The organism is Streptomyces sp. NPDC005722, from assembly GCF_040630935.1.
In the GTDB taxonomy this organism is placed as follows: Bacteria; Actinomycetota; Actinomycetes; order Streptomycetales; family Streptomycetaceae; genus Actinacidiphila.
The window spans coordinates 1-20,267 of sequence record NZ_JBEXYN010000053.1; the positions used below are offsets into that span (position 1 = coordinate 1).

17 protein-coding genes are annotated in these 20,267 nt (G+C 73.9%); 10 read left to right on the plus strand and 7 right to left on the minus strand.

The annotated features are described in order from the left end of the window. Positions 1-248: 248 nt before the first annotated feature. Positions 249-1,820, minus strand: coding sequence for a DUF4331 domain-containing protein (locus tag ABZ479_RS36270; protein ID WP_500465528.1), 1,572 nt, complete (start codon positions 1,818-1,820; stop codon positions 249-251). Positions 1,821-1,995: 175 nt separating this feature from the next. On the opposite strand from ABZ479_RS36270, the gene ABZ479_RS36275 reads away from it, so the two are divergent. Both ABZ479_RS36275 and ABZ479_RS36280 read left to right on the plus strand, forming a co-directional pair. Further along, positions 1,996-2,805 (plus strand): anti-sigma factor, encoded by an 810-nt coding sequence (locus ABZ479_RS36275; protein ID WP_500465529.1) that lies wholly within the window; start codon positions 1,996-1,998, stop codon positions 2,803-2,805. Positions 2,806-2,920: 115 nt separating this feature from the next. Then, positions 2,921-3,184: a hypothetical protein gene (locus ABZ479_RS36280; protein WP_500465530.1), complete on the plus strand. Its 264-nt coding sequence runs from the start codon at positions 2,921-2,923 to the stop codon at positions 3,182-3,184. A gap of 125 nt (positions 3,185-3,309) precedes the next feature. On the opposite strand, the gene ABZ479_RS36285 is transcribed toward ABZ479_RS36280, so the two are convergent. From ABZ479_RS36285 to hmgA, 3 genes are read right to left on the minus strand one after another with little or no spacing between them, the layout of a single operon-like run. Further along, complete coding sequence (locus ABZ479_RS36285; protein ID WP_500465531.1) at positions 3,310-4,542, minus strand: type ISP restriction/modification enzyme; 1,233 nt, start codon at positions 4,540-4,542, stop codon at positions 3,310-3,312. 14 nt (positions 4,543-4,556) lie between these two features. Beyond that, complete coding sequence (locus tag ABZ479_RS36290; RefSeq protein ID WP_500465532.1) at positions 4,557-5,318, minus strand: GntR family transcriptional regulator; 762 nt, start codon at positions 5,316-5,318, stop codon at positions 4,557-4,559. Beyond that, entirely contained in the window at positions 5,315-6,640 is a 1,326-nt protein-coding gene (gene hmgA, locus ABZ479_RS36295; RefSeq protein ID WP_500465533.1) for a homogentisate 1,2-dioxygenase, read from the minus strand. The genes ABZ479_RS36290 and hmgA overlap by 4 nt, the downstream gene beginning before the upstream one ends. 66 nt (positions 6,641-6,706) lie before the next feature. On the opposite strand from hmgA, the gene ABZ479_RS36300 reads away from it, so the two are divergent. From ABZ479_RS36300 to ABZ479_RS36315, 4 genes are all read left to right on the plus strand, one after another. Next, the gene (locus ABZ479_RS36300; RefSeq protein ID WP_500465534.1) at positions 6,707-7,363 is read left to right on the plus strand and encodes a TetR/AcrR family transcriptional regulator; all 657 of its coding nucleotides are present in this window, start codon (positions 6,707-6,709) and stop codon (positions 7,361-7,363) included. Between the two features lie 121 nt (positions 7,364-7,484). After that, entirely contained in the window at positions 7,485-9,719 is a 2,235-nt protein-coding gene (locus tag ABZ479_RS36305) for a molybdopterin-dependent oxidoreductase (protein ID WP_500465535.1), read from the plus strand. 88 nt (positions 9,720-9,807) lie between these two features. Continuing rightward, complete coding sequence (locus ABZ479_RS36310; protein WP_500465536.1) at positions 9,808-11,202, plus strand: aldehyde dehydrogenase family protein; 1,395 nt, start codon at positions 9,808-9,810, stop codon at positions 11,200-11,202. An 18-nt stretch (positions 11,203-11,220) separates the two neighbouring features. Then, entirely contained in the window at positions 11,221-12,303 is a 1,083-nt protein-coding gene (locus tag ABZ479_RS36315; protein ID WP_500465537.1) for a zinc-binding dehydrogenase, read from the plus strand. Between the two features lie 778 nt (positions 12,304-13,081). Here ABZ479_RS36315 and ABZ479_RS36320 read toward each other — a convergent pair. After that, positions 13,082-13,723, minus strand: a complete 642-nt coding sequence (locus ABZ479_RS36320) for a TetR/AcrR family transcriptional regulator (protein WP_500465538.1) — start codon at positions 13,721-13,723, stop codon at positions 13,082-13,084. Positions 13,724-13,791: 68 nt separating this feature from the next. Between ABZ479_RS36320 and ABZ479_RS36325 the strand changes: the two genes are divergently transcribed. Then, on the plus strand, positions 13,792-14,943 hold the full coding sequence (locus tag ABZ479_RS36325) for an acyl-CoA dehydrogenase family protein (RefSeq protein WP_500465539.1): 1,152 nt from the start codon (positions 13,792-13,794) through the stop codon (positions 14,941-14,943). A gap of 71 nt (positions 14,944-15,014) precedes the next feature. After that, the gene (locus tag ABZ479_RS36330) at positions 15,015-15,650 is read left to right on the plus strand and encodes a TetR/AcrR family transcriptional regulator (RefSeq protein ID WP_499603717.1); all 636 of its coding nucleotides are present in this window, start codon (positions 15,015-15,017) and stop codon (positions 15,648-15,650) included. Here the strand turns inward: ABZ479_RS36330 and ABZ479_RS36335 are convergent. Beyond that, a complete protein-coding gene (locus ABZ479_RS36335) occupies positions 15,641-16,102 on the minus strand; it encodes a MaoC family dehydratase (RefSeq protein WP_499603715.1) in 462 nt (153 codons plus the stop codon). The two genes, ABZ479_RS36330 and ABZ479_RS36335, sit on opposite strands and share 10 nt — an antisense overlap. Before the next feature lie 126 nt (positions 16,103-16,228). Here ABZ479_RS36335 and ABZ479_RS36340 point away from each other — a divergent pair, with 126 nt between their 5' ends. Continuing rightward, the gene (locus ABZ479_RS36340; protein ID WP_500465540.1) at positions 16,229-17,548 is read left to right on the plus strand and encodes a glycosyltransferase 87 family protein; all 1,320 of its coding nucleotides are present in this window, start codon (positions 16,229-16,231) and stop codon (positions 17,546-17,548) included. 9 nt (positions 17,549-17,557) lie between these two features. Next, entirely contained in the window at positions 17,558-18,100 is a 543-nt protein-coding gene (gene soxR / locus ABZ479_RS36345) for a redox-sensitive transcriptional activator SoxR (RefSeq protein WP_500465541.1), read from the plus strand. Here the strand turns inward: soxR and ABZ479_RS36350 are convergent. Continuing rightward, entirely contained in the window at positions 18,033-19,478 is a 1,446-nt protein-coding gene (locus ABZ479_RS36350) for an amidase (RefSeq protein WP_500465542.1), read from the minus strand. The two genes, soxR and ABZ479_RS36350, sit on opposite strands and share 68 nt — an antisense overlap. Positions 19,479-20,267: the final 789 nt, after the last annotated feature.

Here is a 20,267-nt window from a genome sequence, read left to right on the forward strand (position 1 = left end):
GCGCCGCGGCCCGCGCGCCGTCCCGCGGGGCGGAGGGCCCGCCGAGGACCAGCGCGCCGGCGGTGAGCGCCAGCGCGAGGCCCAGCACCAGCGCCGCGTACAGGGCGGCGGCGCGCAGTCGGCCCGGGGCCGGTACGTCCATGGCTGCTGCCTTTCGGGAGGATGGGGTGGAGCCCGGCCGGGGCGCTTGCGGTGCGCCCCGGCCGGGTGCCGTGCGGTGTGCTTTCGGACCGGCGGCGGACCGGGCCTCAGGCCCGGCCGTGCGCCCCGCGGCCGGCGGGGCGGCGGCGCGTCCGCCACCACAGCAGCGCCGCCCCGACCAGCAGCACGCCCGCGCCGCCGGAGGCCGCGGAGGCGATCAGCACGGTGTTGTCGTCGTCACCGCCGCCGGAGAGCAGGCCGCTCCCGTTGAGTTGTGTGACCCCGTTGGACTGCGCCGAGTTGGTGGCCGGCTTGGCCAGCGGGCCGTCCGAGCCCGAGGCGGGCAGGGCCACGTACGGGAAGCCGGCGCCGAAGGCCTGGTCGTTGGCGTTGACGGCGTCGCCCAGGTCGTTCTTCGACCCGACCAGTTCGCCCTCCACCACCTGCAGTGCGATGTCGACGACGTCGTCACCGAGCCTGCGGCCGTTCGGGAAGCCCGCGTTGTCGCCGTCCAGGACGCCGAGCCGCTTGGGCGCGGCGGTCGGCGGGACGGCCGTGTTGAGCCGCAGCATCTCCGACGGGCGGACGTGCGGCGGCTGGTTGAGCCCGGGCACGCCCGTCAGGAACACCTGGACGAGGTCGTCGCGCGGGGTGGCCGGGGCCTTGATCTTGTAGATGCCCTCGATGAGCTTCGGCAGTTCGGGGTGCGTCACGTTCTTCAGGAACTGGGCGTCGTTCCAGGGCGAGGAGGCGTTGAACCGGTCCTTGTCCTTGAGCGGGTTGACCACCTCGTTGACCAGCGGCATGCCGAGCCGGGACACCTGCGCCCAGTCGCCGTTCGAGGTCCGCCGCTGCGTGGTGGACCAGATGCCGACGACGGGCTGCTTCGCCGACTTGCGGATCGCGGCCGTCGGGACCTGCAGGGCTATGGTGTTGACGTTGTAGCCCTTGAGGGTGTCGTCGCCGACCTCGGAGAGGTTGCCGCCGTAGAGCAGGTCGAAGACCCGCAGGTCCAGGAAGAACGGGTCGTCGGCCTGGCCGGCGAAGGCCTTGGTGCCGCGGCCGAGGTCCTTGACGGCCTGCCGGCGCAGCACGTCGTAGTCGGGCATGGAGGCCTTGCCGACGTTCGACGGCGCGACCGGCACGTCGTTCGCGACCTTGTAGCGGCCGGTGACCTGCTGGTCGTGCAGCCGGAACAGGTCGATGTCGTAGGTCTGGCGGAAGTTCAGGTCCGGGTCGTCGAGGCTGGTGACCGGGCCGGTGTTGTAGAGGAACGTCTTCTTGTTGCGGACGTGGTCCTGGAACGTCCACCGGTAGAGGTAGTCGCCCTGGGCGTCGCCGTCGTTGTCGATGTGGATGTCGTACTGGGCGTCGTCGGCGAACTTGTAGAAGTTCGGGCCGCCGGCCGGGTCCTGGAACGGGATCCAGTTGGCCACCAGGGTGGTGGTGTCCGGGCGGTCGGGGCTGACGAACGCGTAGACGTCCGTGGTGTCGTACTGCGGCTGCCCCGAGATCAGCGGTGCCTCCCGGTGGCTGGACGCCTGCGCCGTCCCCGGCTCCAGTCCGGTGACGCCCACGGTGGCGAGTCCCCCCGCGGCCACGGCGCCCGCGGCGAGCAGGGCGATCGTGCGCGATCGCCCGAACCGGGCCCTGAGCCTGCTCCTGCTGTGTGCGGTCATCGCGTCGGTCCTTCGCGAGTCTGGCCCCTCCCCCTTGGAAGAGGTCCTGCGTGGGTTGTTCGGGGCCGTTCGGACGGCGGATTGGCGGACCGGGGTGAATTTGTGTCACAGGGTTGTAACGTGATAAAGGCCCGGCCGGTCGGTGCGCGCACCGCGGAGGGAAGCGGGGCGACCCATGAGAGGTTCCGTGCACGAACTGGCCGCGGCGTACGCGCTCGACACCCTCGCGCCGCGGGAACTGCGCCGTTTCGAACGGCACCTGATGCGCTGCGACGCGTGCGCGGACCGGGTGCGGCGGCTCGCCGGGGACACCGTCCGGCTCGGCGCCGGGGGCTCCGCCGTGTCGGCGCCGCTGCCGCCCTTGGCGCGCCTGACGGCGCCGCAGACGGCGCCGTCCGCGGAGGTCCCGCCGCCGATCAGCGCCGGGCCGGACGGCGCGGACGCCCCGGAGGAAGCGCCGCCGGGACGATGGTGGGAGGCGTGGCGCCGGCCGCCCACGCCCCGTCTGGCCGTGGCGGGCGCCGGGGCGGCCCTCCTCGTCTGTGCGGTGCTGGGCGGCCTGCTGCTGTGGACCGCCGCGCAACTGGACCGCGTACGGGGTGACACACGCGCGGTGAACGAGGTCCTGACGGCCGCCGACGCCCGCCCCGTCTACTCCAGCGACGACCACGGGCGGGGGGTGTCCGCCGTCGTGTCACGGGACCTGCGCCGCGCCGTGGTGACCGTCCACGGGCTGCCGCCGCTGGAGGGGCGCGAGGTCTACCAGTTGTGGCTGGTGAGCGAACGCCCGACGTCCTTCCGCTCCCTCGCGGTGCTGGGCGCCGATCCGGCGGCGGGCGGCACGCCCGGTCCGTTCGTCACCGACGGACTCGACGAGTGGTCGTACGCCTTCACCGTGACGGTTGAGCCGACTGGCGGATCCGCGGTTCCGACCTCGGACGCCGTCGTCCAACTGCCGTTGCTCGCACTGGGTATCGGCTCGTGACGTCAACCCCCTTGACGGGAAGGTGAATCCGGGAACGCGGATGCATAGGTGACGCCGCAGGACGATAGGGTTACCCTGCCCGGTGCCGGGTGCCCTCGAACGGGTGGGGAGTGTCATGGATCAGATAGCAATGCGGAGCAGGGCGCGAGTGCCTGCCATCACGTGTGGGAGCAGCGCGTCCAGTGCGCGCCTCGACCGTCATCTCTCGGTGCTGGCCGGCCCTGCCGCGCCGCAGCAGGAGGCGGAGGAGGCCACGCTGTTGATGCGCGAGCTGACCTCGCGCGACCACGTGCGCGCGAACGCCAACCGCGGGGCGCGTGTATCGCTGTTCGCGCCACTGCGGCGACTGCGTCGTTCCCTCTTCGGCAGCCGCGGCTGACCGGAGGCGTTCTCGGCGTTCCTTCAGCGGACAGGCTCGGGCGCAGTACACCGTCCCGGCACCGCGCTGCGTCAAGCGGCGCGTCGGTGTACTCCGTCCGGGCCTGTTGTCATGTCGACTTGTGGTCACAGCAGGGCGAATTGCCCGTCCGGTCCCTCTTCGTGGTGATCCAGCACGGAGGCCGGGCGGCGCGCGGATTCCGGCACCGGAAGGACGCGCGCCGCGCGCAGCTCGGCGGCGCCGATCCGCGGGCCGGCCGCCACCCGGGCGGCGAGCGCACGGCGTGACGGCCGCGCCTCGGCCAGCAGCGCCAGCACACTGATCAGCTCCAGCAGCTCGGTCGTCCTCGCCCGCGGCCAGGTGGCGGGCCGGACCGCGTCGAGGCCCTCGGCCGGCCCGTCGGGGATCCGCCGCTCGAACCAGGTCTCCAGCACCCGCGTCCCCCCGGCGTGGAACTCCCACACCGCCTCCGGCACCGGCGACACCCGCCCGCTCCCCAGCACCAGCGCCTCTTCCCGCGGGTCGTACGACGGCGCCTCCCGCGGCACGTCGGGCAGCGCCGCCCGTACGTAGGGGCGCCGGCCGCCCGGCAGCCGGGGATGCCCGGCGGGGCGCTCCCGTGCCGGATCGGAGCAGCGGGCGCCCCGGGTGTGCAGCCACAGCAGACGGCGGCCCAGCGCGACCCCCTCCGCCCAGAGCGCCGGATCCGCGGTGAGCGGGACCTCGACGGGCGAGCCCGTGGCGAGCGCCGCGATCCAGGCGAGCACGTCCTGCGCGGCGACCGGGGTGCCCAGCCGTTCGGAGAGGCGGTCCAGCAGGCCCGGCGCCAGATTGGGGTCCTCGCCGCCGGGGCGGCGGAACAACGGCCGTACGCGGCCCGGCCGGCCGGCGGGGGAGTGGCCGTCCGGGAGCAGCGCGGAGAAGCCCAGCGGCGGCCCGGGGACCTGGGGCAGCCGCGCCAGCTCCACCGCGTACAGCTGGTGGTCCTCGTCGGCGACCCGCCACAGCTCGGGGCGGGCGGCGTCGATCAGCCGCTGGTCGGGGATGAGCCACTGCTGGTCGTAGGGCCCGTGCAGCACCCGCACCGGCTCCGCGCAGGGGCCCTCCGCCCGCTCCAGGCGGGTGGTGGGCGCCGGGTGGCCGGGCAGCTGGGCGACGGCGGTGTGCGGGGTGCGTGCCCGGGTCGGGTGGAACAGCCGCTCGCGCTCGGCGGCTCCGGCCTCCAGCAGCCGGTCCCAGCGCGCGGTGAGGGTCGCCGCCTCGGGGGCCATGACCCAGCTCCGCCCCAGGCGCAGGGGCGGTACGGACCACGGCATCAGGTCGGCCAGCGTCGGCGATTCATCGCTCACCGTGAGCATGCTACTGAGGCCCCTCAGGGTGCCTCCATGGTCACCGTGAAGGAGAAGCGGTCGCCCCGGTAGTGGATGCGGACCACGTCGACCGTGCGGCCGGTGTCGTCGTAGGTCACCCCCGTGTAGTGCAGGATCGGGCTGAGCAGGGGCACCTGCAGCAGCCGGGCGGTGTCCGGGTCGGCCAGCCGCGCCTCGACGGTGTCGGTGATGCGGCTGATCCGGACCCCGAGGGCGTCCCGGAGCACCTTCGTCATCGGCCAGCGCGCCAGGTCCGCCAGGTCTATCCGGGCCGCCAGTTCCGGCAGGACGAAGTTCTCCGCCCAGTTGGTCGGCTCACCCGACTCGTCGCAGCGCAGCCGGCGGTAGGCGACGGTGTCCGCCAGCCCGGGGAAGTACTCGGCGTACTCCGGCGGCACGGGCGACGGGCCGTGGCTGAGCACGCTGGTGCGCTCCCCGGACTGCTGGGCCACGATCGCGTCGACCGAGCCCAGCAGCCGCACCGGCGCCCCGCGCAGCGCGGCGGGCTCGATGAACGTGCCGCGCCGCCGGTGGCGGCTGATCAGCCCCTCCTCCTCCAGCTCCTTCAGCGCCTGCCGCATCGTGAGCACGCTGACGCCGTAGTGGCCCGCCAGCGCGTCCTCCGTCGGCAGCCGCAGCGGGGCGTCCGGACGGCGGCCGAGTATGGAGGCGCGCAGGGACTGCGAGACCTGGTACCACAGCGGGAGCTTGCGGTTCAGGACCAGCGAGTCGGGGGCGAAGGTGCTGCTCGGGCTCGTCGTCATGGCCTGAAGTGTCGCTCAAGCCCCCGCCACACGCCGTCGTAGTCCCGCTGCAGGTGCCCGGCCGTCATGGCCTCCGGTGTCGCCACCACCGGCCAGCGCGTCTCGAACATGAAGGCGAGGCCGTCGTCCACCTTCTGCGGGACCAGTTCGGCGGCGCTCGCCCGGTCGAAGGTCGTCCGGTCCGGGCCGTGCGCCGACATCATGTTGTGCAGCGAGGCCCCGCCGGGCACGAAGCCCTCCGCCTTGGCGTCGTACGCGCCCTCGACGAGCCCCATGAACTCGCTCATCACGTTCCGGTGGAAGTACGGCGGACGGAAGGTGTCCTCGCCGACCAGCCAGCGCGGGGCGAAGACCACGAAGTCGGCGTTGGCCAGGCCCGGGGTGTCGGAGGGCGAGGTCAGCACGGTGTAGATCGACGGGTCCGGGTGGTCGTAGCTCACGCTGCCCAGCACGTTGAAACGCCGCAGGTCGTACACGTACGGCACCAGGTTGCCGTGCCAGCCGACGACGTCGAGGGGGGAGTGGCCGTACTCGGCGGCCCACAGGTTGCCGCCGAACTTGTTCACCACCTCCACCGGCGCCTCGCGGTCCTCGTACGCCGCGACCGGCGCCATGAAGTCCCGCGCGTTGGCCAGGCCGTTGGCGCCGATCGGGCCGAGGTCGGGCAGCCGGAAGTGCTGGCCGTAGTTCTCGCACACGTAGCCGCGCGCCTCGCCGTCCGGCAGCTCGACGCGGAAGCGCACCCCGCGCGGGACCAGCGCGACGTGGCCCGGAGCGGCGGCCAGGACGCCGAACTCCGTGCGCAGCAGCAGCCGGCCGCGCTCCGGCACGATCAGCAGCTCGCCGTCGGAGGAGGAGAACACCCGGCCGTCCATGGAGCGGTTGGCCGCGTACCAGTGGATGCCGATGCCCTCCCGGCGCAGCACGTCACCGTTGCCGCCGACGGTGACCAGGCCGTCCACGAAGTCGGCCGGCTCCTGCGGCAGCGGCAGCGGGCTCCAGCGCAGCCGGTTGGGATCGGGCTCGGCCGTGAAGGGGGCGCTGCGCAGCCGCCCGTTGTCGATCCGGCGGAACGGCGGGTGGGCCGCCGAGGGGCGGATGCGGTACAGCCACGAGCGGCGGTTGTGATGCCGCGGCTCGGTGAAGGCCGTGCCGCTGAGCTGCTCCGCGTACAGGCCGAGCGGGGCGCGCTGCGGCGAGTTGCGGCCGGCCGGAACCGCTCCGGGGACGGCCTCGCTCGTGTGCTCGTTGCCGAATCCGGGGAGGTAGGCGAGGTCCTTGCCGTCCTGGATCTCTGTGCTGGCGATCTCTGTGCTGGTCACGATTCCTATGGTTGTCCATAGGAATCAACCCCGCAAGGGATCGGCCGGTCCCTGTGGAAAACCGGCATGATGGACCCCGTGCACAGCAGCGGCAACGGTCTCCGGCGCGTCCCCGTCCAGCAGCGCAGCGCCGAACGCTTCGCCCGGATCCTCGACGCGGCCGCGGCGATCCTCGACGAGGGCGGTTACGACGAGCTGAGCACGCGGGCCGTGGCCGCCCGCGCGGGTGTGCCGATCGGCTCGGTCTACCGCTTCTTCTCCAACAAACGCGCGATGGCCGACGCCCTCGCCCGCCGCAACCTCGACAAGTACCTCGCCGGGGTCACGGACCGCCTCGACGCCCTCGGCGCTGCCGACGGCGGCGCGGCCGACTGGCGCCTGCTGATCGACGTCGTCGTCGACCAGTACGTCGCGATGCGCCGCACCGTGCCGGGCTTCGCCCTCGTCAGCTTCGCCGGCCCGGCACCCGGCCCCGCCGTGAACGACCTGGCCAACCACCTCGTGGCCGACCGGCTGAGGTCGCTGCTCATCGCCCCGCTCGGCGCGGCGGGCGTGGCCGTGACCGACGACCGGCGGTTGCGCACCGCCTTCGTGGTGGGCGTGGAGGCCGCGGACGCGCTGCTCAAGATGGCCTTCCGCGCCGACCCGCAGGGCGAGGCCGCGCTCATCGCAGAGACGAAGGAACTGCTCCGCGCCTACCTGGCCGGGGTCCTGGAGCCGTAGGCCGTGTCGCGTTCCCGCGGCGGCCCTCCCACGGGGGTCGTCCCCGCGAACGCTATCCCGACATGCATACCGGTCGGTATGGTGACCGCACACGAGGAAGCGCCCTGCCCCGGGAGGCCCGATGGCCAGCAGTCGTACCGCCCTGCGTATCTGTCCGCTGTGCGAGGCAACCTGCGGACTGACCCTGACCATCGACGGAGACCGGGTCACCGGCGCCCGCGGCGACCGTGACGACGTCTTCAGCGCGGGCTTCGTCTGCCCCAAGGGCGCCTCCTTCGGCGAGGTCGACGGCGACCCCGACCGGCTCACCCGCCCGCTCGTACGCCGCGACGGCGTGCTCGCCGAAGCGACCTGGGCCGAGGCGTACGCCGCCGTCGCCGAGGGCGCCGCCCGAATCCGCGAGACCCACGGTGCCCACGCGACCGGTGTCTACCTGGGCAACCCCAACGTCCACACCATCGCCGGCGGCCTCTACCCGCCGGCCGTCGTCCGCGCCCTCGGCACCCGCGCGCTGTTCTCGGCCAGCACCCTGGACCAGATGCCCAAACAGGCGGCGTGCGGCCACCTCTACGGGGACGCGCTCGCCGTCCCCGTGCCCGACCTGGACCGCACCGACCACCTCGTCGTCATCGGCGGCAACCCGCTGGTCTCCAACGGCAGCCTCGCCACCGCCGCCGACTTCCCCGGCAAGCTCAAGGCGCTGCGCCGCCGCGGCGGCCGGCTGACCGTCATCGACCCCAAGCGCACCCGCACCGCCGAACTCGCCGACCTCCACATCGCCCCGCGCCCCGGCACCGACGCCGCGCTGCTCTTCGCCGTCGTCCACGTGCTGTTCGAGGAGGGGTTGACCGGCCTCGGCCACCTCGACGGGCACGTCACCGGCGTCGACGAGGTCCGCGACCTGGCCCGCGACTTCGGCCCCGAGACCGTCGCCCCGTACTGCGACGTCCCCGCCGAGCGGATCCGCACCCTCGCCCGCGACCTGGCCGCCGCCCCCAGTGCCGCCGTCTACGGGCGCCTGGGCAGCACCGCCGTACGCTTCGGCACCCTCGCCAGCTGGCTGATCGACGTCCTCAACATCCTCACCGGCAACCTCGACCGGCCCGGCGGCGCGATGTTCCCGCTGCCGGCCACCGCCCGCGCCCCGCGACCGGCCGGCCCCGGCCGCGGCTTCACCACCGGCCGCTGGCGCAGCCGGGTCTCCGGCCACCCCGAGGTCGCCTCCGAACTGCCCGCCGCCGCCCTCGCCGAGGAGATCGACACCCCCGGCGAAGGCCGGATCCGCGCCCTGGTCACCATCGCGGGCAACCCCGTGCTGTCCGCCCCCGACGGCGCCCGCCTCGACCGGGCCCTGGCGGGCCTGGACTTCATGGTCAGCGTCGACCCGTACCTCAACGAGACCACCCGCCACGCGCACGTCGTCCTGCCGCCGCCCCCGCCCTCCCGCAGCGCGCACTACGACCTCGCGTTCGGCAACTTCTCCGTGCGCAACAACGCCCGCTACAGCCCGCCCGCGATCCCGCTGGAGGACGGCAGGCCCGGCGAACCCGAGATCCTCGCCCGGCTCGCCCTCGTCCTCGGCGGTCTCGGCGCGGACGCCGACCCCGCGGTCGTCGACGAACAGGCCGTCGCCCACCGCCTGGCCAAGGAGACCGCCGACCCGCACTCCGCCGTCCACGGCCGCGACCCCGCGGAATTGGCGGCGACGCTCACCGGGGCCACCGGCTACGAGCGGCGGTTCGACATGATGCTGCGGCTCGGCCCGTACGGCGACGGCTTCGGCGCCGCCCCCGGCGGCCTCAGCCTGCGCCGCCTCCTCGACCACCCCCACGGCATCGACCTCGGCCCGCTGCGCCCGCGCGTCCCCGAGGTGCTGCGCACCGTCTCCGGCACGATCGAACTCGCGCCCGCGCCGCTCACCGCCGACGTGCCACGGCTGCTGGCAGCGGTCACCGGCCGGTCCGCGGACGGGCTGGTCCTCATCGGCCGCCGCCATCTGCGCTCCAACAACAGCTGGATGCACAACGTGCCCGCGCTCACCGGCGGGAGCAACCGCTGCACCCTCCAGGTGCACCCCGAGGACGCCACCCGGCTCGGCCTCACCGACGCGGCGCGCGCCCGCATCAAGGGCGACGGCGGCGAGATCGAGGCCCCGGTCGAGGTCACGGACGCGGTGCGGCCGGGCGTGGTGAGCCTGCCGCACGGATGGGGCCACGACCGCGCCGGCACCCGGCTGACGGTCGCGACCCGCGAACCGGGGGCCAACCTCAACCAGTTGCTCGACGGCACCCTGCTCGACCCGCTGTCGGGCACGGCCGTCCTCAACGGATTCCCCGTCCAGGTCGCCCCGGCGTGACCCACCGCACGGGGCACCGGCCTGGAAACCGAAAACTATCGGCGCTAGTTTGGGCGTGCCACGGCAGGCCCGCCCGGGAGGACAAGGGATGAAGCCGCACGACGGGATGTACATCGACGGTGACTGGCGGCCCGCCGCCGGCCCGGGGACGATCGAGGTCGTCAACCCCGCGGACGAGCAGGTGTTCGCCACCGTGCCCGCCGGCACCGCCGAGGACGTGGACGCCGCGGTCCGCGCCGCCCGCGCGGCCTTGCGCGGCTGGGCGGCCACCCCGCCCGCCGAGCGCGCCGCCCGCATCGCCGCGCTGCGCGACGTCCTCGCCGCCCGCGGCGAGGAGATCGCCGAGACCGTCTCCGCCGAACTGGGCGCGCCGCTGGCCTTCAGCCGGGCCGTCCACGCGGGGCTCCCGGTCGCGGTCGCGGGCTCGTACGCCGAACTCGCCGCCACCCACCCCTTCGAGGAGCGGATCGGCAACTCCACCGTCCTCCACGAGCCCGTCGGCGTGGTCGGCGCGATCACCCCCTGGAACTACCCGCTCCACCAGATCGTCGCCAAGGTCGCCCCCGCGCTCGCCGCCGGCTGCACGGTCGTCCTCAAGCCCGCCGAGGACACCCCGCTGGTCGCCCAGCTCTTCGCCGAGGCCGTCCACGAGGCGGGCCTGCCCGCGGGCGTGTTCAACCTCGTCACCGGCCTCGGCCCGGTCGCCGGACAGGCCTTGGCCGCCCATGAGGACGTCGACCTGGTCTCCTTCACCGGGTCCACCGCCGTCGGCCGGCAGATCGCCGCGACCGCGGGCGCCGCCGTCAAGCGCGTCGCCCTGGAACTCGGCGGCAAGTCCGCCAACGTCATCCTCCCCGGCGCGGACCTGGCCAAGGCCGTGGGCGTCGGCGTCGCCAACGTCATGTCCAACACCGGCCAGACGTGCAGCGCCTGGACCCGCATGCTCGTCCACCGCGACGTGTACGAGGAGGCCGTGGCCCTCGCCACGACGGCCGCCGCCAAGTACGTGCCCGGCGAGCGCATCGGCCCCGTCGTCAACGCCCGGCAGCACGAGCGCGTGCTCGGCTACATCGCCAAGGGCGTCGAGGAGGGCGCCCGCCTCGTCGCCGGCGGCACCGACGTGCCGCGGGCACGGGGATACTGGGTCAGCCCCACCGTCTTCGCCGACGTCACCCCGGAGATGACGATCGCCCAGGAGGAGATCTTCGGCCCCGTCCTGTCGATCCTGGCGTACGAGGACGAGGAGGACGCGCTGCGCATCGCCAACGGCACCGTCTACGGCCTGGCCGGGGCGGTCTGGGCGGGCGACGAGGCCACGGCCGTCGCCTTCGCCCGGCGCATGGACACCGGCCAGGTCGACATCAACGGCGGCCGCTTCAACCCGCTGGCGCCGTTCGGCGGGTACAAGAAGTCCGGGGTCGGACGCGAGCTCGGCCCGCACGGCCTCACCGAGTACCTCCAGACCAAGTCCCTCCAGTTCTGACCGCCAGGAGAAAACACCGTGGTCCGCGCCGCCGTACTGCCCGCCGTCAACGCGCCCCTCACCCTCGCCGACATCGACCTGCCCGAGCCCGGGCCGGGCCAGGTGCGGGTCAGGCTCGCCGCGGCCGGGGTGTGCCACTCCGACCTGTCCCTGTCCGACGGGACGCTGCGGCAGCCCGCGCCCGCCGTCCTCGGGCACGAGGGCGCCGGCACGGTCGTCTCCGTGGGCGAGGGCGTCACGGACGCGACCCCCGGCGACCGGGTCGTCCTCAACTGGGCGCCCGCCTGCGGCACCTGCCACTACTGCGGGCTCGGCGAGCCGTGGCTGTGCGCCGGCGCGGGCGCGGCGGCGGGCGTGCCCTACGCCAAGCTCGCGGACGGCGGGACCGAGCTCTACCCGGGACTAGGGACGGCCGCGTTCGCCGAGGAGACCGTGGTCGCGGCGGGCGCCGTCCTGCCGCTCCCGGACGGGATCCCCCTGACGGAGGCCGCGCTCCTGGGGTGCGCCGTGCTCACCGGGTACGGCGCGGTCCACCGCAGCGCCGCGGTACGCCCCGGGGAGTCCGTGGCCGTCTTCGGCGTCGGGGGCGTCGGGCTCGCCGTCCTCCAGTCCGCCCGCATCGCGGAGGCGGGCACCGTCGTGGCCGTCGACGTCTCCCCGGAGAAGGAGGCCCTGGCCCGGGCCGCGGGCGCCACGGAGTTCCTGACGGCGGGGGAGGACGTCGCGAAGCGGATCCGCGCGCTGACGGGCGGGCACGGGGCGGACGTCGCCATCGAGTGCGTCGGGCGCGGCGAGACGATCCGCTCCGCGTGGTCCTCGACGCGGCGGGGCGGGCGCACGACGGTCGTCGGCATCGGCGGCAAGGCGGACCTGGTCTCCTTCTCCGCGCTGGAGCTCTTCCACTTCGGGCGGACGCTGTCCGGCTGCGTGTACGGCAACAGCGACCCGGGGCGCGACCTGCCGGTTCTGGCGGAGCACGTGCGGGCGGGGCGGCTGGACCTCTCCGCGATGGTGACGGAGCGGATCGGGCTGGAGGGGATCCCGGGGGCGTTCGCGGCGATGCGCCAGGGGCGGGGCGGGCGGTCGCTGGTCGTCTTCTGACGGCTGGTGGTCGTGTGCGGCGCCGCGGTGGTTGTTGTTGGGTTGTCTCCCACCCTCCCGCCCGATTGCCCGGCGCGGTTGGTGCGGGTCTCGCACGTTGTGGTGGGGTCGGCGCCGCGCCGGCGCACGTCCTCAACGCTCGCGGTTTACCCCAACGTCATTCCGCGCCGGGTCCGCCGCTCGTCGTTTCCGGGCGCACCCCGACACACCCCCTCCCGTCGTATGGGCGCACAACGGCCGGTGGGATGTCACAAGGCAGCCCGGAGGCACCGCACCTTGTCCGACGCACCCCCAACGGGACACCCTGCGCCGGCGCAAGAGGGAGGGGTGCGGCGGGGTGCTCCCCCTGGCCGAAGGCTGGAGGAGACGGGCGGCAGACCCGGTGCCGAATGATGCGGGGTCGAACCGTGGGGCCGTGGGGGTCAGTGAGCGGTTCGGGGTGCCCTGGACCGCCTCCATACCCCCCACCGGCCGTTGTGCGCGCAAACCGGCGGGAGGGGGTGTGGCGGGGTGCGCCCATGGGGGTCCCCCCGGCCGAAGGCTGGGGGAGACGAGCGGTTAAGTGCGGTGCCCGAGGATGTGGGGGTAAACCGCGAGCGTTCTGGGGGTCCCCCCGGCCGAAGGCTGGGGGAGTGCGCCGGCGCGGCCCCGACCCCGCAACGAGGTGCGACGCCCGCACCAATCGCGCCGGGCAATCGGGCGGGCGGGTGGGGGAGAAACCGCAACAGAAACCACAACGGCGCCGCACACAACCACCGGGCCGCACGCAACAACAGCCCTACCCGGCACAGCCCAGCGCAGCGAACTGCACAGCCAGCCCGTCCACCAACGCCCGCAGCCCCGTCTCGAACGCACCCTCGTCCACCTGCTGCTGCCGTTCCGCGAGGAGGTGCGCCTGCCCGAGGTGCGGGTAGTCCGCCGGGTCGTAGGCGGACGCGTCGTCGACGAAGCCCCGCGCGAAGGACCCCAGCGCCGACCCCGCCACGAAGTACCGCATGAGCGCGCCTACGCGGGTGGCGTGGGCCGGGGGCCAGCCGGCGGCGGTCATGCCGCCGAAGACCGCGTCCGCCATGCGCAGGCCGGCCGGGCGGCGGCCGGGGCCCTGGGCGAGGAACGGGACGATGTGGGGGTGGGCCGCGAGCGCGGCGCGGTAGGAGCGGGCCCAGGCGACGAGGGCGTCCCGCCAGTCGCGGCCGTCGTCGAACATGGCGAGGTCGACCTCGCCGACGACCGCGTCGGCGACCGCGTCCAGGATGTCGTCCTTGGTCGGGAAGTGGTTGTAGAGGCTCGGCCCGCTGACGCCGAGCTCCGCCGCGAGGCGGCGCGTGGAGACGGCCTGCAGCCCTTCCCCGTCCACGAGCGCGAGTGCCGTGGAGACGATGCGTTCGCGGCTGAGCAGGGGCTTGCGGGGGCGGGCCATGCGGCACATAGTAGAGGCTGCGCCCAGGAAACTAGCAGTGGTAATTTAAGGCCGAACCGAGGTACGCCGTGAATCTTGAGCTGTCCGAGGAGCAGGCCGCGGTCCGCGCGCTGGCCGCCGAGTTCACCGCGCGCGAGATCGTGCCGCACGCGGCCGCGTGGGACCGGGCGGAGGCCGTGGACCGGGGCATCGTCAAGAAGCTGGGCGACGTGGGCTTCCTGGGGCTGACGGTGCCGGAGGAGTACGGCGGCTCGGGCGGCGACCATCTGGCGTACTGCCTGGTCACCGAGGAGCTGGGGCGCGGCGACTCCTCGGTGCGCGGCATCGTGTCCGTCTCGCTCGGGCTGGTGGCGAAGTCGGTCGCGCACTGGGGCACGGATGAGCAGAAGCGGGAGTGGCTGCCCCGGCTCGCCTCCGGGGAGGCGCTGGGCTGCTTCGGGCTGACCGAGCCCGGCACCGGCTCGGACGCCGGCAACCTGACCACGCGCGCCCGGCGCGACGGCGGCGACTACGTGATCAACGGCGCCAAGATGTTCATCACCAACGGCACCTGGGCGGACGTCGTCCTGCTGTTCGCCCGCACCGACGACGCCCCCGGGCACAAGGGCGTCAGCGCCTTCCTGGTCCCCACCGGCAGTCCCGGCCTCGCCCGGTACGAGGTGCACGGGAAGCTGGGGCTGCGCGGCCAGGCCACCGCGGAGCTGGTGCTGGAGGACGTGCGCGTGCCGGCCTCCGCGATGCTCGGGCCGGAGGGGAAGGGTTTCTCCGTGGCCATGTCCGCCCTGGCCAAGGGCCGGATGTCGGTCGCCGCGGGGTGCGTGGGCATCGCGCAGGCGGCGCTCGACGCCGCCGTGGGCTACGCCAAGGAGCGCGAGCAGTTCGGCAAGCCGATCGCCGGGCACCAGCTGGTGCAGGAACTGCTCGCGGACATCGCCCTGGACGTGGACGCCGCCCGGCTGCTGACCTGGCGGGTCGCCGACCTGATCGACCGGGGCCTGCCCTTCGCCGCGGAGTCGTCCAAGGCGAAGCTCTTCGCCAGTGAGGCGGCGGTGCGCTGTGCCGGCAACGCGCTGCAGGTCTTCGGCGGCTACGGCTACATCGACGAGTACCCCGTGGGCAAGCTGCTGCGGGACGCCCGCGTGATGACCCTGTACGAGGGGACGAGCCAGATCCAGAAGCTGCTGATCGGCCGGGAGCTCACGGGGGTGTCGGCCTTCTGAGGGGACGGGCCCGCACCGACCGACCGCTCGGTATCTAAGCGCTTGCTCAGCGTCCATGTAGGGTGTCCGCCATGGACGTGGAGGCGGAGCGGTCGGAGCAGCGGACCGAGGCGTGGACCGGTGTCACCCCTGATGCCGCCCGGCGGCTGGTGATCGCCGCGGTCGAGGCGTTCGCGGAGCGCGGTTACCACGCGACGACCACGCGCGACATCGCCGGCCGGGCCGGCATGAGCCCCGCGGCGCTCTACATCCACTACAAGACCAAGGAAGAGCTGCTCTACCAGATCAGCGTGGTCGGGCACCGGCTCTCGCTCGGGCTGCTCCAGGACGCCGCCGACGGCGACGGCGGCCCCGCCGACCGGCTGGCCACGGCCGTGCGCTCCTTCGTGCGCTGGCACGCGGAGCACCACACCACCGGGCGGGTCGTGCAGTACGAACTCGGCGCGCTCGGCCCCGAGCACTACACCGAGGTGGTGGAGCTGCGCCGCAAGAGCGAGGCGGCGGTCCGCTCGGTCATCCACGACGGCGTGCAGGCAGGGGAGTTCGACGTCCCGGACGTCTCCGGGACCACCGTCGCGCTGCTGTCGCTCTGCATCGACGTGGCCCGCTGGTTCAACCCCGGAGGGCGCCGGACGCCGGACGGGATCGGCGCGCTGTACGCCGATCTCGCCCTGCGCATGGTCGGGTACGCGCCCCGTCAGAGGTAGAAGCGGACGACCGTCTCGGCCACGCACACCGGCTTCTCGCCGCCCTCCCGCTCCACGGTGATCGCGACGACGAGCTGGGCGCCGCCGGGCACCTCGCTCACCTCGGCGATCCGGCCGGTCGCCCGCAGGCGCGAGCCGACCGGTACGGGGGAGGGGAAACGGACCTTGTTCACCCCGTAGTTGACGCCCATCTTCACGCCCTCGACCCGCAGCAGCTGTGGGGTGAAGGACGGGATCAGCGACAACGTCAGGTAGCCGTGCGCGATGGTCGTGCCGAAGGGGCCCTGGGCCGCCTTCTGCGGATCCACGTGGATCCACTGGTGGTCCCCGGTGGCGTCCGCGAACAGGTCGATCCGCTTCTGGTCGACCTCCAGCCAGCCGGTCGTGCCGAGGTCCTCCCCGATGGCCTCCTTCAGTTCGCCGACCGAGGTGAAGATCCTGGGCTGTCCCATGTCATGCCTCCCGTACTGTCCAAGCGCTTGCTCAGCATGGTCTCCGCGGCGGACCCGTGTCAACGCCCCGCACCCGGCGCGTATCAACGGCCGTTCGTCCGGTTTGTGACTATCTTTCATCTCCGTATGTCCCTGTTCGCGCCGGTGGAGGAGACGGAAGTGGCCGAGGCCCCCACGGAGACCAGCCCGTCCGACTGGCACACGGTGGAGGTCCGGCACGGCGGCGGCACCCCCGCCGCGGCGGGCGCCGGCATCGTCCTGCTGCGGCCCGCGACCTGGCCCCAGACCTGGCTCGCCCTCGGCGTCTACTGGCTCGCCAGCCGGGTGGTCATGCTGGCCCTCCTGCGCAGCGGGCAGGGCGACATCGCCCGCGAGGTGCACTTCCTCTACCGCCGGTGGAGCGAGGGCTTCACGCACGGGACGTTCCCCGTCGGCGACGTGACCTGGCAGTACCCGCCCGGCGCCGCCATGGTGATGCTCGCCCCGGAACTGCTGCCCGGGCTCAGCTACTTCCAGGGCTTCGTCCTGCTGTCGCTCACCGCCGACGCCGTCGTCCTGCTGCTCCTCCTGCGGGCCGGGACCGGCCGCCCCGGCCGCAGCACGGCCGGGGCGTGGCTGTGGGCGCTCGCCCTGCCGCTGCTGATGCACCTGCCCTACGCCCGCTACGACCTGATGGTCACCGTCGTCGCCGTCGGCGCGCTGCTCGCCCTGCCCGCGCGGCCACGGCTCGGCGGCGCGCTCGCCGGACTCGCCGCCCTCATCAAGCTCTGGCCCGTGCTCACCGTGCTCGGCACCCCGCGCGGCCGCACCACCCGGGAGACCTGGACCGCGCTCGCCCTGTCCGCCGGCGGCCTGCTCCTGGTGCTGTGCACCGCGTTCCGCGGCGCGTTCGGCTTCCTGTCCGCCCAGCACCACCGCGGGGTCGAGATCGAGTCCCTCGGCGGCACCTTCCTCCACGTCGCCGAGATGTTCGGCTGGCCGGGCCGGGTGGTCGCGCACTACGGGTCGCTGGAGTTCACCGGCCCGTACGTCGCCGAGATCACCACCGCCTCCCTGCTGCTCACCGGGACCTCCCTGCTGTGGCTGCTGATGTGGCGCGTGCGGGCGGCCCGCTGGACCCCGGCCACGCCGTACGACGCCGCGCTGGCGGCCGTGCTGCTCTTCACCGTCACCAGCCGGGTCATCAGCCCCCAGTACCTGGTCTGGCTGATCGGCCTCGGCGCGGTCTGCCTGACCACGCGGCAGACCACCCAACGCCCGGCCGCCGCCCTGGTGCTGCTCGCCACCGCCGTGACCACGGTCGACTACCCGCTCTTCTTCGCGGACGTCACCGCCGCCACCTGGCAGGGCGCCGTCATCGTCGCCGTCCGCAACGCGCTGCTGGTCGCCGCCGCGCTCGTCTCCTGCGTCCGGCTGTGGCGGAACAGCGTCCCGCACCGCAAGTAGAGTCGTGGCGTGGCGAGGATCCCCGGCGAGCACCGCGAACTGACCGTAGGCCAGCTGAGCGGGCGCAGCGGCGCCGCCGTCTCCGCGCTGCGCTACTACGAGGCCCAGGGCCTGATCCGCAGCCGTCGCACCAGCGGCAACCAGCGCCGCTACACCCGCGACACCCTGCGCCGCGTCGCCTTCATCCGGGCCTCCCAGCGGGTCGGCATGCCGCTCGCCGCGATCCGCGAGGCACTGGACGGCCTGCCCGAGGGCCGCACCCCGGACCGGGCCGACTGGGCCCGGCTCTCCGCGGGCTGGCGGGCCGAACTCGACGCCCGCATCGACCGGCTCACCGCGCTCCGCGACAGCCTCGACGACTGCATCGGCTGCGGCTGCCTCTCCCTGGACCGCTGCGCCCTGTCCAACCCCGGTGACACGCTCGGCGACCAGGGACCGGGAGCACGGCGGCTGCTCGGCGCGGAGCCGCCGCGCCCCGCCCCCGCTACCAGATCGCGGGCCTGCGGGAGGCCCACGGACGGGCCGACTCCAACTGCGCCGACAGCGAGATGAGCGTCGCCTCGTCCCCGAAGCGGCCGCCGAACATCACACCGATCGGCAGATCCTCCTCCGTCCAGTGCAGCGGCACGCTCACGGCCGGCTGGCCGGTCGCGTTGAACACCGGCGTGAACGGCGTGTAACCGGCCAGCCCCGCGAACTCGGCCGCCGGGTCGGCGTCGTTCCGCAGACCCGCGCTCCCCACGAACGCCGGGGGCTGCGCCAGCGTCGGGGTCAGCACCACGTCGTACGAGGAGAGCAACGCGTCCGCGATCAGCTGCCCCAGCGCCCGGAACGCGTACAGGGCCGCGGCGAACTCCGGGCCGCTCACCAGGCCGCCCTCGGCCCGCAGGTGCCGGGTGAGCGGCATCAGCAGCTCCTCCTGCTCCGGCGCCACCGGGTAGACGGTGGCCATCACGCCCCACACCCGGGTGAAGGCGTCCAGGACCGCGCCGTCGACGGGCAGTTCCAGCTCGTCCACCTGGTGGCCGAGACCCCGCAGCAGCTCGGCGGCGCCGTCGTACGCGGCACGGCAGTCCGGGTGCAGCTCGACCCCCGGCACGGGGGGCCGGGGCAGGCCGGCCACGCGCAGCGTCCCCGGGTCGCGCGTGACGTACGAGGAGAACGTCTCACCGGGCGGCAGCGAGGGCGCGCCGTACGGGTCGCCCGGCATCGGGCCCGCCAGGACGTCGAGCAGGGCCGCCGCGTCCGCGACCGTACGGGCGATCGGGCCGCTGCCGCTCAGACCGCTCACGTCGTGCTGCACCGGGCCCGCGCTCACCCTGCCGCGGCTCGGCTTGATGCCGAACAGTCCGCAGACGGAGGAGGGGATGCGGATCGAGCCGCCGCCGTCGCTGCCCTGCGCGACCGGGGCCAGCCCCGCGGCGACCGCGGCCGCCGCGCCGCCGCTGGAGCCGCCGGCGGACCGCTCCAGGTCCCACGGGGTGCGGGCGGGCGGCGCGAGCTTGTTCTCGGTGTAGCAGGGCAGCCCGAACTCCGGGGTGTTGGTCTTCCCCAGCAGCACCGTGCCGGCCGCGCGCAATCGGGCGGCGACGTGGTCGTCGACGTCCGGCACGTGGTCGGCGTACGCCTGCGAGCCCAGGGTGCAGCGGACCCCGGCCACGAAGTTGAGGTCCTTGACCGGGACCGGGACGCCGTGCAGCGCCGACAGCTCTCCCTCCCGGTCCCCGCGGCGGGCCGCCAGTGCCTCCGACTCGGCGTCGGCGGCCTGCTTGCGGGCGATCTCCGGGGTGACCGTGATGAACGCCCCGAGGGTCCCGTTGTGCCGGTCGACCCGGTCCAGATAGTGCTCGGCGAGCTCCGTGGGGGAGACCTCCCCGGCCTTGATCGCCTTCCCCTGCTCCAGCGCCGTCAGATCGTGCAGCTCCGCCATGTGCCGGTCCCGTCCCTCCGCGCGAGGTACTTGCCTGGGCTGGCATCGTCGCATCGTCCCCGTGGGGGTGCCAGTACGGCGGCGCGCGGTGCGCTTGCCGGTCCGGGGTCCGTTGTGCGGGCCCGTTGTTGGGTGCGGGTCCATTGCGCCTGCGGGCGGCTGCGCCGGGCCACCTGGTTGTTTGCGTGCACGTTGTGTGCGCGTGCGGGCGGCTGCGCCGGGCTGCCGGGTTGTTGGGCGCGGGTTGTTTGCGCCTGCGGCGGGCTGTCTCCCACCCACCCGCCCGATTGCCCGGCGCGGTTGGTGCGGGCCTGCGCACTGTGCATGGGTGGGCCGGGGGCGGGGCCTCCGGGGTGGGCATTCTGTACCGCATATTTATGTGCATGGCGGGCACCTGCGCATGGTCACCCGGGATGCCGCACATCAAATACACGTCAGCGTCCAGAACGCCCACCCCTACGACCCCACCCCCTCCGAATCGACAGCGACCAACGGCCGGTGGGTGGTACAAGGCAGTCCAGGGCACCGCACCTGCCTAACGCGCCCGCGCTAGCGGGAGGTGGGTGGACGGGGTTGTCTCCTGACCGAAGGCCGGCGAAGACGAGCGGCGAACCCGATGCCGAATGACGTGGGCGCAATTCTCATGGCCGCGGCGGTCAGAAAACCGGTTCGGGGCAACCTCAGACTCCCTCCGTACCCCTACCGGCCGTCCTGCGCGCATACGAGAGGGGGCGTGGCGGGGTGCTCCCCCTGACCGAAGGCTGGGGAAGGACGAGCGCCGGCACCGAA

What these genes read in the sequence shown, in the direction of transcription:
- ABZ479_RS36285 (WP_500465531.1), bottom strand. Translation starts at nt 4,542, where the DNA reads ATGCTCACGGTGAGCGATGAATCGCCGACGCTGGCCGACCTGATGCCG.
- ABZ479_RS36335 (WP_499603715.1), bottom strand. Translation starts at nt 16,102, where the DNA reads ATGGGACAGCCCAGGATCTTCACCTCGGTCGGCGAACTGAAGGAGGCC.
- ABZ479_RS36310 (WP_500465536.1), top strand. Translation starts at nt 9,808, where the DNA reads ATGAAGCCGCACGACGGGATGTACATCGACGGTGACTGGCGGCCCGCC.
- ABZ479_RS36290 (WP_500465532.1), bottom strand. Translation starts at nt 5,318, where the DNA reads ATGACGACGAGCCCGAGCAGCACCTTCGCCCCCGACTCGCTGGTCCTG.
- ABZ479_RS36270 (WP_500465528.1), bottom strand. Translation starts at nt 1,820, where the DNA reads ATGACCGCACACAGCAGGAGCAGGCTCAGGGCCCGGTTCGGGCGATCG.
- ABZ479_RS36350 (WP_500465542.1), bottom strand. Translation starts at nt 19,478, where the DNA reads ATGGCGGAGCTGCACGATCTGACGGCGCTGGAGCAGGGGAAGGCGATC.
- ABZ479_RS36320 (WP_500465538.1), bottom strand. Translation starts at nt 13,723, where the DNA reads ATGGCCCGCCCCCGCAAGCCCCTGCTCAGCCGCGAACGCATCGTCTCC.
- ABZ479_RS36340 (WP_500465540.1), top strand. Translation starts at nt 16,229, where the DNA reads ATGTCCCTGTTCGCGCCGGTGGAGGAGACGGAAGTGGCCGAGGCCCCC.
- ABZ479_RS36280 (WP_500465530.1), top strand. Translation starts at nt 2,921, where the DNA reads ATGGATCAGATAGCAATGCGGAGCAGGGCGCGAGTGCCTGCCATCACG.
- ABZ479_RS36300 (WP_500465534.1), top strand. Translation starts at nt 6,707, where the DNA reads ATGATGGACCCCGTGCACAGCAGCGGCAACGGTCTCCGGCGCGTCCCC.
- ABZ479_RS36275 (WP_500465529.1), top strand. Translation starts at nt 1,996, where the DNA reads ATGAGAGGTTCCGTGCACGAACTGGCCGCGGCGTACGCGCTCGACACC.
- ABZ479_RS36330 (WP_499603717.1), top strand. Translation starts at nt 15,015, where the DNA reads ATGGACGTGGAGGCGGAGCGGTCGGAGCAGCGGACCGAGGCGTGGACC.
- ABZ479_RS36305 (WP_500465535.1), top strand. Translation starts at nt 7,485, where the DNA reads ATGGCCAGCAGTCGTACCGCCCTGCGTATCTGTCCGCTGTGCGAGGCA.